Raw genomic sequence first — 12,681 nt, 5'->3', positions numbered from 1 at the left:
ATGCGCCGTCAGCGGTTCTTCCCTGGCGGTGCTGATCGGCGCGACGGCCGACCTCACCTCAAGCAACGTGCAGACGAACCGCGACGTTGTTACGCGTAGCGTTCGAGTACGGGCAGACCTGGTGTGCCGCATCGACCAGTTCCTTCGCTGCGTCCGCAGCGAGGCCCGGCAGCGAGATACGCAGATCGATGTCGAGCGCGAAGCCGCCCTTGTCGTTCGGGCCGATGCCGACGTCGGCGGAAACCTGCGTGTCGGCCGGCAGGGCCTGCTTGCGCTGGCCGGCGACGAACTTCATGGCGCTCAGGAAACAGGCCGAGTAGCCGGCCGCGAACAGCTGTTCAGGGTTCGTGCCTGCCGCGCCATTCCCGCCGAGCTCACGCGGCGCGGCCAGCTTCACTTCCAATGCATTGTCCGACGATACGGCGCGGCCGTCGCGGCCACCGGTGCTCGTTGCGCTTGCCTTGTAGAGGATGTTCATGGTGCAGCTCCTTGTTTTGGGTGTCGAAGTTGGCATGTTTGCCGCTGGCTGCCGGTTCGCCGGTCTGGCGAAGTGCTAGCGAAGCGGCATGTGAGTAAGATAGTACACAAATCATTTGTGTGCAAATTAATTTTGCGGTTAAACCGGAACTAGTCCGTTTCAGTTATCGCACTACTGGTCCATAAAGTCGTTGAGCGTCGTGCGCAGGCGGGTGAGGTCGTCGCGCAGACGCAGCAGGAAGTCCGGCGACTGCTGCGTCGCGCAGAGGATCTCGCCGGGCACGTCGCGCGCCTGACGCTTGAGCGCTTTGCCCGCGCCGGTCAAGCGAATGTAGACGAGGCGCTCATCGTCGGTGCCCCGCGCGCGCTCCACGAGTCCCTGCGCTTCGAGGCGCTTGAGCAGCGGCGTGACCGTCGCCGGGTCGAGATTCAGACGCGTGGCCATGTCCTTGACGGTGACGTCGTCGGTTTCCCACAGCACGAGCATCGCCAGATATTGTGGATACGTGAGTCCGAGCCTTTCGAGCAGCGGCTTGTACGCTTTCGTCATCGCAAGGGAGGTCGAGTAGAGCGCGAAGCACAGTTGCTCGTCGAGCGTGAAGGGGAGAGCGGGGCGCTGGGTCATGATCCACCTCGGCAAAAAAAAGCGTGCAAATGGATTGCACACAAACCATTGTGCCGCAAATCGATTCAGAATGCCGGGCGTTGGGAGCAGGTGTTCCGACAGAGACGTCGGGGAGATGCGTAACACGCAATGCGCGGGCGCCAGAACGGCACCCGCGCGGGAACGACGGATCAGGCCGCCGGCGTGGTCGGCAGATCCGGCGTTTGCGGCGTCTGCACGCCGAAGCAGCCGCGATAGGTCGCGTAGAACGAGCAGTACAGCATGGTCGTCACGATCATCGTCGCGGGCATCAGGATCGCAAACGCGAAGTCCGCCGCGCCGAGCGCCTGCATCAGCGCGGACAGCCCGATCGACACGACCGTTGCGACTGCGAACCACAGCGCCGCAAACACGATGAAAGCGCCGCGATTGCGCCAGCAACTGACGACGCTGAAGAACATCGCTTTGACGGGCGGCACGTCATGCCAGGCGGCGAGGATCGGCGAGAACCAGAACAGCATCGCGACCGGCACGTAGAACGCGAGCGCGGTGATCACCGCGAGCGGGATATTGCTGTTGGCGATTGCGTTTTCATCCATCGACGCGTTGCCGAGCATCACCTTCAGCAGCATGCCGCCGTCGGCGAGCGCCGAGCCGGCCAGCACGAGCGCCATCGCGATCACATACAGCGCGCCGAGCACGAGCAACCGCCGCGCAACCACCGGGCCATACGAATGAAAGCCGTCGACGAGAATGGTCGGAAACACCGGTTTGCCCGCGATCGTGTTGCGGCACGCGGCCATGAAGCCGACCGCGACACCCGGAATGAACAACAGCGGCAACACGCCGCCGACCACCGGAATTTGCGACACGAGCGTCATCACCAGCAAATAGGTGAAGAACAGCGTCAGAAAAGCGAGCGGATTCTTGCGGAACAGCCAGATGCCCTGGCGGAACCACACGTAGCCGGTTTTCGCGGGGACTTCGATCAGTTGCATGGGGTATGGATGCCTGGATTCGCGACGCCCAGCAGGCGCTCGCGCAGAATGCGTTCGAAATGACCGGGGTCGTGCGGCTTCAGCAGTTCGGCCGCGCGCGGCAAATGAAAATCATACAGGCGCGAGACCCAGAAACGGTATGCACCCGCACGCAGCATGTCGCCCCAGTGATGGTTTTCCTCGACGGTGAACGGCCGCACCGTCTGATACGCGCGCAACAGCGCCTCGGTGCGTTCGGAGTCGAGCTTGCCGGTCGCGAGGTCGACGCACCAGTCGTTGACCGTGACCGCGACGTCGAATAGCCACTTGTCGCAGCCGGCGAAATAGAAATCGAAGAAACCGCCGAGCCGCACTTCGTGGCCGGTCTCGGGCGCCGCGTGCGCGAACATCGCGTTGTCGCGGAACAGATCGGCGTGGCACGGACCCGAGGGCATGGCCGCGTAATCTGCGGAGGCGAAGAACGCCTCCTGATGCGCAAGCTCGGACGCCAGCAGATCGCGCTGCTCGCCTTCGAGATACGGCAGGATCGTCGGCACGGTCTCGCGCCACCACGGCAGGCTGCGCAGGTTCGGCTGATAACGCGGATAGTCGCGGCCCGCCAGGTGCATGCGCGCGAGCATGTGGCCGACCTCGGCGCAGTGCTCGACGCCGGGCGCGAGTTCGGGCGCGCCTTCGAGCTTCGTCACGATCGTCGCGGGTTTGCCGAGCAGCATGCCGAACAGCGCGCCGTCGAGGCGCGGCATCGGATCCGGCACCGGCACGCGATGCGCGGCAAGATGCCGCATCAGGTCCAGATAGAACGGCAGTTGTTCAGCTGTCAGCTTCTCGAAAATGGTCAGCACGTATTCGCCGCGCGTCGTCGTCAGAAAGAAGTTGCTGTTTTCAATGCCGGACGAAATGCCGCGAAACTCGACGACATCGCCGAGATCGTAGTGACTCATCCATTCTGCGAGTTGGGATTCGTTGACAGCGGTGAAGACGGCCATGCGGAAACGTCGGATCAGGTTGTTCGGGCTGGCGCTGTGCGGCCAGTGCGAGGTGAGACAAGCGAATGGGGTGCAGCGCGCGACGAGTGCGGAACGGCGAAATGTACGCGTCGCCGCATTCAGCGCAAGTTCATCGCGCCGCGGCCGCGATCGGGTGTAACCGGGTCACGACCACGCCGCGGCCGCCGTTGCCGGCGGGCCGCTTTCGTAACGATCAATAGCGGAGATTCACCGACGGCAGGCGGGTGCTGGGCTTGCCGCTGTCGTGAACGGTCGGCGAGGTGTCGGGCGACGCGCTCATCTGGTAGCGCGTGCCGAAATTCGATTGCACGTTGATTTCGACCGGCTTGCCCTTGTCGCGGAATTCAGTGATTTCGGTGCCGTTCGGGCTGACCTCGTGAAAGCTCGGCGTGCGCGGAACGTTGTTGATGTCGACCTTCGAGCTGACCTCTGCGGCTGGACGGTTGATCTTGGCGAGGTCCGGCAGACCGGCCCGTTCATTGGCGGACTGGGGCACGCCGGCGGGCGGCGGTTCGTCGACGGGCTGGGCAGCCATCGCGGCGTTGCCGAAGGCGAGAGCCAGCGCAACAGCGATGGGAAGGAGCGGCTTCATGGTGATTCTCCAATGGGGTGCCCGGATTCTAGCAAATCCGGCCTGGCGTTCGGGCGCGAAGCCTTATTTTGCGCCGCTTTCGCACATCACGCGCGCGTTCTCGCGAGCGCTGTTGCGAGCGTAGCCGCCGACATTTGGCAATAGCGGGTTCCGTGGTAATGTCGTCTCATCAAAAAGGGTGAACGATGATGAACAACGATATCAATCAGCGCACGGTGCAGACTCCCGCCAACAGCTTCCCCACCGAAGGCTTCGACGACGCGGCCGAAGCCGTCACCCGCCTCGCCGCGATCTACGAGGCGAACACGTCGTTCCTGCGCGATGCGTTCGCGCGCTACCGCCGCAACGAGCAGTTCGACCATCGTGTGCGCGCCTGCTATCCGTTCGTGCGCGTGCGTACCGACGTCAACACGCACATCGATTCGCGCCGCTCGTACGGGTTCGTCGCGGGGCCGGGCGTGTTCGAGACGACCGTCACGCGACCGGACCTGTTCGGTAACTACTATCGCGAGCAATTGCGGCTGCTGGCGAAAAACCATCACGTGCAGATCGAGGTCGGCGTATCGGACCAGCCGATTCCGATTCATTTCGCATTCGCCGAGGGCATCCACCTCGAAGGCGATCTGGACCGCGAGCGCCTGTTCCTGATGCGCGACATCTTCGATACACCGGACCTCGCGCTGCTCGACGACCGCATCGTCAACGGCACGTACGAGCCGCTGCCGGGCGAGCCGCATCCGCTCGCATTGTTCACGGCGGCGCGCGTCGATTTTTCGCTGCATCGGCTGAAGCACTACACGGCGACTTCGCCGACGCATGTGCAGAACTACGTGCTGTACACGAACTACCAGTTCTATATCGACGAATTCGTCAAGCTCGGCCGCGCCATGATGGCCCGCACCGACGACGCGGAGTTGCGCGCGTATCGCAGCGAATACACGTCGTTCGTCGAACCCGGTGACGTCGTCACCTACAACGAGAATCTCGGCGAGCAGGCGCAGGAGGGCACGCCGCCGCCGCGTCTGCCGCAGATGCCCGCGTATCACCTGAAACGCGCGGACGGCAGTGGCATCACGATGGTCAACATCGGGGTCGGGCCGTCGAATGCGAAGACCATCACCGATCACATCGCGGTGCTGCGCCCGCATGCGTGGATCATGCTCGGCCACTGCGCGGGGCTGCGCAACACGCAGCGTCTCGGCGACTACGTGCTCGCGCACGGCTATGTGCGCGAAGATCATGTGCTCGATGCCGATCTGCCGCTGTGGGTGCCGATTCCGGCGCTCGCCGAAGTGCAGGTCGCGCTCGAGCGCGCGGTCGCGCAGGTCACGCAACTCGATGGCGTCGAGCTGAAGCGCGTGATGCGCACGGGCACCGTGGCGAGCGTCGACAATCGAAACTGGGAGCTGCGCGATCATCGCGAGCCGGTGCAGCGGCTATCGCAGAGCCGCGCGATCGCGCTCGATATGGAAAGCGCGACGATCGCCGCGAACGGCTTTCGCTTCCGGGTGCCTTACGGCACGCTGCTATGCGTGTCGGACAAGCCGCTGCACGGTGAGTTGAAGCTGCCGGGCATGGCCGATCAGTTCTATCGCGCGCAGGTCGACCAGCATCTGCAGATCGGCGTGAAGGCGATGGAACTGCTGCGCATGAACGGGCTGCATCGGTTGCATAGCCGCAAGCTGCGGAGTTTCGCGGAAGTCGCGTTTCAGTAACTCGGGCCGAGGCAGGGTGACGCTCGCGTGTTCAACCCTGCCCGAACCCGGTCAACCCGATCAGGCTTCCAGCGGCTAACAGCCACAACGGATGAATCCGCGTCTTCGTCGCCATCACGGACGTGAACGCGGTGATCGCCCACGCTATCGCGGTCGGATTTGACGCGCGCGCGATCAGCGCCGCGCTCGCCGCCACGAGGCCGGCCGTCACCGGCACGAGTCCGAGTTGCGCATAGCGGCGCCACGGGCGGTCCTTGAAGCGGTCCCACGCATGCAGCGCGAGGATCGTCACGAGCGACGAAGGCCCGAACTTCGCAATCGACGTGACGAGCATGCCGGCCCAACCCGCTACATGCCAGCCGATCAGCGTGACGATCATCAGGTTCGGGCCGGGCGCGGCTTGAGCGAGCGCGAACAGCGCGCTGAATTCGCTGGCAGGCATCCAGTGATGCACGTCGACCACTTGCCGCTGCATCTCCGGAAGGATCGTATTGCCGCCGCCGAACGCGAGCAGCGACAGCTGACTAAAAATCGCCGCGAGGGATACGAGCGTGTCGTTCATCGCGCGCTCCTTGCCGCAAGATAAATACTGAGCGGCGTGAGCACGAGCATCGTTGGCAGCAGCGGCAAGCGCAGCACGGCAATCGCGACGAAGCCGAGCACGGCGATCAACGCGGCGAGCGGCTTGTTGCGCAACGGCAGCACGATCTTGAATGCCATCGAAATCAGCAGGCCCGAAGCCGCCGCGGCGAGCCCCGTGAACAGATGACGCACGTGCGGATCGTTCTGCGTGTGTTCGTACAGCACGCCGAGCCCGATCACCACCAGCGAAGGCCCGGCAATCAAGCCGAGCAAACCGGCCAGCGCACCGGGCACGCCGCGAAAGCGCATGCCGATCGCGACCGATAGGTTGATGACGTTGCCGCCGGGCAGGAATTGACAGAGGCCGAGCAGGTCGGTGAATTCGTCGCTGGTCAGCCAACGGCGTTGCTCGACGAGTGCGCGGCGCGCGAGCGGCAACGCGCCACCGAATGAAATGAGGCCGAGCCCGAGAAAGCCGCCGAAGATCTCACGCAACGTTGGCGTGGGTGCGAGCGCGGCTTCGGGCGAGGTGAGGTCGTTGTTCATATCGCGAGCTTCGGGTACAAGCTGGGGAGGTTAGCGCCGAACGGCAAGCCTGCAAAACGAAAGCGGGCAGCCGGAAGGCTGCCCGCCATGTGCGCGACCTGATGGGTGCGCAATGCATCGTGCTACGCGTATTGCGAGGCGCGCAGCGTCATGCGATCACAGGTAGAACATCCGGTCTTCGTCCGACTTGACCGGATGCGCTTCGCCTTCTTCACGGTCTTCGTAGAACTTGAGCACCGCTTCGAGCACCTGGTCCGGATTGTCGATCACCTGCATCAGATCGATATCGGTCGGATTGATCAAACCCATCGGAATCAGCGAGCTCTTGAACCACGCGAGCAGACCCTCCCAGAACTCGCCGCCGACCAGAATGATCGGCACGTGGCGCGACTTCTTGGTCTGGATCAGCGTGAGTACTTCGGCCAGTTCGTCGAGCGTGCCGAAGCCGCCGGGCATCACGATCACCGCGTCCGAGTTCTTCACGAACGTGACCTTGCGCGTGAAGAAATGGCGGAAGCGCAACGAGATGTCCTGCCACTGGTTGCCCGACTGCTCGTGCGGCAACTCGATGTTCAGACCGACCGACGGTGCCTTACCCGCATGCGCGCCCTTGTTGGCCGCTTCCATGATGCCGGGGCCGCCGCCGGAGATCACCGCGAAGCCAGCATCCGACAATTTGCGCGCGATCTGCGTGGCGAGTTTGTAGTACGGCGAGTTCGGTTTCAGGCGCGCCGAACCGTAGATGCTGACCGCCGGTCGAATCTCCGACAGGTACTCGGTCGCCTCGATAAACTCTGCCATAATCGTGAACATCTGCCACGATGCGCGGGCTTTTTTGGCCGTTGCGCGCTCTTGATCTGCGAGCGATCGCAGACTCGGAATCACTTTTCTCTTAGTCATAATGCCTGAAGAACGAAGCCTTGAAGGTAAGACCCTGCTGTTGGTCGACGGTTCGAGTTATCTGTACCGGGCCTACCATGCGATGCCTGATCTACGCGGCCCCGAGGGTGGCCCGACGGGTGCGCTCTACGGGATGATCAACATGCTGCGGCGCATGCGCAAGGAAGTCACAGCAGAGTATAGCGCGTGCGTGTTCGACGCCAAGGGCAAAACGTTTCGCGACGACTGGTATCCGGAGTACAAGGCGAACCGTCCATCGATGCCGGAAGATCTTGCCCGTCAGATCGAGCCGATTCACGTCGCGGTGCGTGCGCTCGGCTGGCCGCTGCTGATGATCGATCGTGTCGAAGCGGACGACGTGATCGGCACGCTGTGCACCGAGGCGGAAAAGCTCGGCATGGACGTGGTCGTGTCGACCGGTGACAAAGACCTCGCGCAGCTGGTGTCGAACCGCGTGACGCTCGTCAATACGATGACCAACGAAACGCTCGATCGCGACGGCGTGGTCGCGAAGTTCGGTGTGCCGCCGGAGCGGATCATCGATTATCTGTCGCTGATCGGCGATACCGTCGACAACGTGCCGGGCGTCGAGAAATGCGGTCCGAAAACCGCGGTCAAATGGCTGACGCAATATGAGTCGCTAGATGGCATCGTCGAGCATGCGAACGAGATCAAGGGCGCGGTCGGCGATAATCTGCGCCGCGCGCTGGACTTCTTGCCGATGGCGCGTAAGCTCGTCACAGTCGAGCGTCATTGCGATCTGACCGGCCACATCGTATCGATCGAAGAAAGCTTGCCGAGCCTTCCCGAGTCGCGCGAAGAGTTGCGCGAGGTGTTCACGCGCCACGGCTTCAAGACGTGGCTGCGCGAAGTCGAGATTGCCGACGCGGTCGAAGGTCCGGAAACCGACGTGCCGCCCGCGTTGTCCGTCGATCACGAGCGCCACTACGAGACCGTGCAAACATGGGAGCAGCTCGACGCGTGGCTGGACAAGATCAATGCGGCCGAGATAACTTCGTTCGATTCCGAAACCACGTCGCTCGATCCGATGGTCGCGCAGATCGTCGGCTTATCGCTGTCGGTCGAAGCGGGCCGCGCCGCGTATGTGCCGCTCGCGCATCGCGGCCCCGACGCGCCGGTGCAGCTGCCGCTCGACGAAGTGCTCGCGAAGCTCAAGCCGTGGCTCGAAAGCGCGGACCATAAGAAGGTCGGTCAGCATCTGAAGTACGACGAACAGGTGCTCGCCAATTACGGCATCGAAATGCGCGGCGTCGAGCATGACACGCTGCTCGAATCGTATGTGCTCGAATCGCATCGCACGCACGACATGGACAGCCTCGCGCTGCGTCATCTCGGCGTGAAGACGATCAAGTATGAAGAGGTCGCGGGCAAGGGCGCGCAGCAGATCGGCTTCGACGAAGTCGCGCTGGACAAAGCCGCCGAATATGCGGCCGAAGACGCAGACATCACGCTGCGGTTGCATCAGGCCTTGTATCCGCAAATCGCCGTGGAGAAGTCGCTCGACCACGTGTATCGCGAGATCGAAGTTCCGACTTCGCGCGTGCTGCGCAAGATGGAGCGCACCGGCGTGCTGATCGACGCGGAGAAGCTGCGTCAGCAGAGCAGCGAGATCGCCACGCGTCTGATCGAGCTCGAAGGCAAGGCGTACGAACTGGCTGGCGGTGAATTCAACCTGGGCTCGCCGAAGCAGATCGGCCAGATTTTCTTCGAGAAGCTCGAACTGCCGGTCATCAAGAAAACGCCGAGCGGCGCACCTTCCACCGACGAAGAAGTGCTGCAGAAGCTCGCCGAAGACTACCCGCTGCCGAAGATCCTGCTCGAACATCGCGGCCTGTCGAAGCTGAAGTCGACCTATACCGACAAGCTGCCGCGCATGGTCAATCCGCAAACCGGCCGCGTGCATACGAACTACGCGCAAGCCGTCGCGGTGACGGGGCGGCTCGCGTCGAACGATCCGAACCTGCAGAACATTCCGGTGCGTACCGGCGAAGGCCGGCGCATCCGCGAAGCGTTCATCGCGCCGCCGGGGCACAAGCTCGTATCCGCCGATTACTCGCAGATCGAATTGCGCATCATGGCGCACATCTCCGGCGACGAATCGCTGATGCGCGCGTTCTCGCAGGGCGAAGACATTCACCGCGCCACCGCATCGGAAATCTTCAACGTGACGCCGCTCGAAGTGTCGAGCGATCAGCGGCGGGTCGCGAAGGTCATCAACTTTGGTCTCATCTACGGCATGAGCGCGTTCGGCCTCGCGTCGAATCTCGGCATCACGCGCGATGCGGCGAAGATGTATATCGACCGCTATTTCGCGCGCTATCCCGGTGTCGCTCGCTATATGGACGAGACGCGTTTGAGCGCGAAGGCGAAGGGCTACGTCGAAACGGTGTTCGGCCGCCGGCTGTGGCTGCCCGAGATCAACGGCGGCAACGGTCCGCGCCGCCAGGCCGCGGAGCGGGCCGCGATCAACGCACCGATGCAGGGCACCGCGGCCGATCTCATCAAGATGTCGATGATCGCCGTGCAGAACTGGATCGAAGACTCGAAGATCGGCACGCGCATGATCATGCAGGTGCACGACGAACTGATTCTCGAAGTACCCGACGCTGAGCTGTCCGAAGTCCGCAAGCGCCTGCCAGAACTGATGTGCGGTGTCGCCGCGCTGAAGGTGCCGCTGGTCGCCGAAGTCGGCGCGGGGCTGAACTGGGAGGAGGCACATTGACATGCCCGTGACACGCGCACGATAACGTCGTGCGCATGTCACACATGGGTATTGGTCACTTGTGACTTCCCCGGCGGGTCGAGGACAATCGTTTCAGGACGGCGCATTCATGCGCCGCGTCGCGACAGATAATTCATCGGCTACACGGAGAAGTGCAATGCATCGATTTATCGTCGTTGGCGGAGGTGCGGGAGGACTGGAACTGGCGACGCGTCTTGGCGATCGCTACGGGGCCGGCAAGAAGGGGCGCAGCGCGCAGGCCCAGGTCACGCTGGTCGATCGCTTTCCGACGCATATCTGGAAGCCGCTGCTGCACGAAGTGGCGGCGGGCAGCATGGACCCGTTCACGCAGGAGCTCCCTTACGCGGCGCAGGCGCGCTGGCATGGCTTCGAGTTCCAGCAAGGCGATCTGACCGCACTCGACCGCGCGAACCGGCGCATCACGCTCGGCACCGTGCTCGACGACGACGGCGCGGAACTGCTGCCCGAACGTGTGCTCGAGTACGACACGCTGGTCATCGCGATCGGCAGTACCACGGCCTTCTTCGGCGTCAAGGGAGCGGCCGAATTCTCGATTGCACTGGATACGGTTAGCGAGGCAGAGCGTTTCCGCAAGCGGCTCATCGCGGCGTGCATGCGCGCCGAACATCAGGCGCACCAGCCCGTCGAGTCGCGACCGGGACCCGGCACGTGGACGTCCAGCGAGCCGCGCATTCAGGTGGCGATTGTCGGCGGCGGCGCGACGGGGGTCGAGTTATCGGCGGAGTTGCGTAATACCGCCCAGGTGCTGTCCGCATATGGCTTGCACAAGCTCGATCCGCGGCATGACGTCGGCATCGTGCTGATCGAGGCGGGGCCACGCATTTTGCCCGCGTTGCAGGAACGCGTTTCCACGGCCACCGCCGAACTGCTGACCAAGCTCGGCGTGAAGCTGATGATCGGCGAGACCGTGGCCGAGGTTGCGCCGGGCTACATCCGCACCGCGAGCGGTCACACAGTGCGGGCCGATCTGACCGTGTGGGCGGCGGGCATCAAGGCGCCGGCGGTGCTCGGCCAGCTCGACGGCTTGCCGGTCAACCGGCTCGGCCAGCTGGTGGTGCGCCGCACGCTGCAAACCGAGGTCGACGACAACATCTTCGCGCTCGGCGACTGCGCGGCCTGCGAGTGGCCGGGCAACGAGCGCAACGTGCCGCCGCGCGCGCAGGCCGCGCATCAGCAGGCGAGCTTTCTGATGAAGGGACTGGCGGCGCGCCTCGAGAACAGGCCGCTACCGGAGTTCACTTATCGCGACTTCGGCTCGCTGGTCTCGCTCGGACACTTCAGCGCGGTCGGCAATCTGATGGGCGGGGTGATCGGCGGCAATATGCTGATCGAAGGGCTGTTCGCGCGCTTCATGTACATGTCGCTGTACCGGCTGCATATCGCGGCGCTGCACGGCTATCCGCGCATGATGCTCGACACCTTCGCGCATTGGTTGCGCCGTACCACGCTGCCGCGCGTCAAGCTGCACTGACTGCATCGGCGCGGGCGGACGTTCTGCTCAGTTGAATCTGCAACGGGATGCGCGCAAGGCGTATCCTGTTGCCTCTAACAATTCTTCGAGGAGCGCCCCATGCTGAAGCCTGAAGTTGATTGTCTGATTCCGCACGTTTCCTTCGATCGGCGCACCTTCATGAAGGCGGCGCTCGGCACTGGTTTCGCGGCAGCGGTGCTGCCAGTCTCGGCGCAGACCATTCATACCGACAGCGACGGCCTCGAAGCAGGGGAAGTGGCGTTCCATTCGGGCGGTACGCTGATACCGGCCTATCGCGCGCAGCCGAAGGGCAAGACGCATCTGCCGGTGATCCTCGTCGTGCATGAAATCTTCGGCGTCCACGAGCATATCGCCGACGTGTGCCGGCGCTTCGCGAAGCAGGGCTATCTGGCGATCGCGCCGAATCTGTACGAGCGCGAGGGCGACCCGACCGCCTACACGAGCATGCAGCAACTCAACGAGCAGTTGGTCAGCAAAGTGCCCGACGAGCAGGTGCTGGCCGACCTCGACGCGGCCGCCGCGTGGGCCGGCGAGAACGGCGGCGACCTGAACCGGCTCGGCGTGAACGGCTTTTGCTGGGGCGGGCGCATCTCGTGGCTGTATGCGGAGCACAATCCGCGCGTGAAGGCGGGCGTCGCCTGGTATGGTCGCGTGACCGGCGCGAAGAATGCGATGACGCCGGCCAATCCGCTCGATCTCGTCGCCGACCTGCATGCGCCCGTCCTCGGCCTGTATGGACGCCAGGATCAAAGCATTCCGCAGGACACGCTCGAGCAGATGAAGCAGGCGATCGCGCAAGGGCCGCAAGCGGGACGCGGCTCGCAGTTCGTCGTTTATGACGACGCAGGTCACGCGTTTTTCGCCGACTACCGTCCGAGCTACAAGAAGGCCGATGCCGAGGATGGCTGGCGTCGCACGCTCGTGTGGTTCAAGCAACATGGGGTTGCTTGAAAACCCTCATGTGTTTGTTTCTCTAGCGATAA

Annotated in this window: 12 protein-coding genes; 4 read left to right on the top strand and 8 right to left on the bottom strand. The window is 63.5% G+C overall.

What is annotated here, in order from left to right; genetic code table 11:
• Positions 1-58: 58 nt before the first annotated feature.
• The 5 genes from AB3X89_RS15815 to AB3X89_RS15795 all read right to left on the bottom strand — a co-directional run bounded on the left by AB3X89_RS15815 (position 59) and on the right by AB3X89_RS15795 (position 3,621).
• On the bottom strand, positions 59-478 hold the full coding sequence (locus tag AB3X89_RS15815) for an organic hydroperoxide resistance protein (protein ID WP_368584124.1): 420 nt from the start codon (positions 476-478) through the stop codon (positions 59-61).
• 171 nt (positions 479-649) lie between these two features.
• Positions 650-1,102, bottom strand: a complete 453-nt coding sequence (locus tag AB3X89_RS15810) for a MarR family winged helix-turn-helix transcriptional regulator (protein ID WP_368584123.1) — start codon at positions 1,100-1,102, stop codon at positions 650-652.
• A gap of 170 nt (positions 1,103-1,272) precedes the next feature.
• Positions 1,273-2,079: a BPSS1780 family membrane protein gene (locus AB3X89_RS15805; RefSeq protein WP_368584122.1), complete on the bottom strand. Its 807-nt coding sequence runs from the start codon at positions 2,077-2,079 to the stop codon at positions 1,273-1,275.
• Positions 2,070-3,065 (bottom strand): homoserine kinase, encoded by a 996-nt coding sequence (locus AB3X89_RS15800; RefSeq protein ID WP_176107219.1) that lies wholly within the window; start codon positions 3,063-3,065, stop codon positions 2,070-2,072. The genes AB3X89_RS15805 and AB3X89_RS15800 overlap by 10 nt, the downstream gene beginning before the upstream one ends.
• A 214-nt stretch (positions 3,066-3,279) precedes the next feature.
• Positions 3,280-3,621, bottom strand: a complete 342-nt coding sequence (locus tag AB3X89_RS15795; protein WP_227717644.1) for a hypothetical protein — start codon at positions 3,619-3,621, stop codon at positions 3,280-3,282.
• A 245-nt stretch (positions 3,622-3,866) separates the two neighbouring features.
• Between AB3X89_RS15795 and AB3X89_RS15790 the strand changes: the two genes are divergently transcribed.
• Positions 3,867-5,393 (top strand): AMP nucleosidase, encoded by a 1,527-nt coding sequence (locus tag AB3X89_RS15790; RefSeq protein ID WP_368584187.1) that lies wholly within the window; start codon positions 3,867-3,869, stop codon positions 5,391-5,393.
• A 31-nt stretch (positions 5,394-5,424) separates the two neighbouring features.
• On the opposite strand, the gene AB3X89_RS15785 is transcribed toward AB3X89_RS15790, so the two are convergent.
• From AB3X89_RS15785 to AB3X89_RS15775, 3 genes are all read right to left on the bottom strand, one after another.
• A complete protein-coding gene (locus AB3X89_RS15785) occupies positions 5,425-5,955 on the bottom strand; it encodes a chromate transporter (RefSeq protein WP_368584121.1) in 531 nt (176 codons plus the stop codon).
• Positions 5,952-6,521: a chromate transporter gene (locus tag AB3X89_RS15780; RefSeq protein ID WP_368584120.1), complete on the bottom strand. Its 570-nt coding sequence runs from the start codon at positions 6,519-6,521 to the stop codon at positions 5,952-5,954. Before AB3X89_RS15780 ends, AB3X89_RS15785 begins: the two co-directional genes overlap by 4 nt.
• 156 nt (positions 6,522-6,677) lie before the next feature.
• Positions 6,678-7,421, bottom strand: a complete 744-nt coding sequence (locus AB3X89_RS15775) for a TIGR00730 family Rossman fold protein (RefSeq protein ID WP_368584119.1) — start codon at positions 7,419-7,421, stop codon at positions 6,678-6,680.
• Position 7,422: 1 nt separating this feature from the next.
• On the opposite strand from AB3X89_RS15775, the gene polA reads away from it, so the two are divergent.
• The 3 genes from polA to AB3X89_RS15760 all read left to right on the top strand — a co-directional run bounded on the left by polA (position 7,423) and on the right by AB3X89_RS15760 (position 12,649).
• Positions 7,423-10,164: a DNA polymerase I gene (polA, locus tag AB3X89_RS15770; RefSeq protein ID WP_368584118.1), complete on the top strand. Its 2,742-nt coding sequence runs from the start codon at positions 7,423-7,425 to the stop codon at positions 10,162-10,164.
• A gap of 157 nt (positions 10,165-10,321) precedes the next feature.
• Positions 10,322-11,677 (top strand): NAD(P)/FAD-dependent oxidoreductase, encoded by a 1,356-nt coding sequence (locus AB3X89_RS15765; protein WP_368584117.1) that lies wholly within the window; start codon positions 10,322-10,324, stop codon positions 11,675-11,677.
• A gap of 99 nt (positions 11,678-11,776) precedes the next feature.
• Entirely contained in the window at positions 11,777-12,649 is an 873-nt protein-coding gene (locus tag AB3X89_RS15760; protein WP_368584116.1) for a dienelactone hydrolase family protein, read from the top strand.
• Positions 12,650-12,681: the final 32 nt, after the last annotated feature.

The sequence above is a fragment of the Paraburkholderia sp. BR14320 genome (genome assembly GCF_040948665.1).
GTDB lineage: Bacteria > Pseudomonadota > Gammaproteobacteria > Burkholderiales > Burkholderiaceae > Paraburkholderia > Paraburkholderia youngii.
This window is presented reverse-complemented; position numbering and strand designations above follow the sequence as displayed.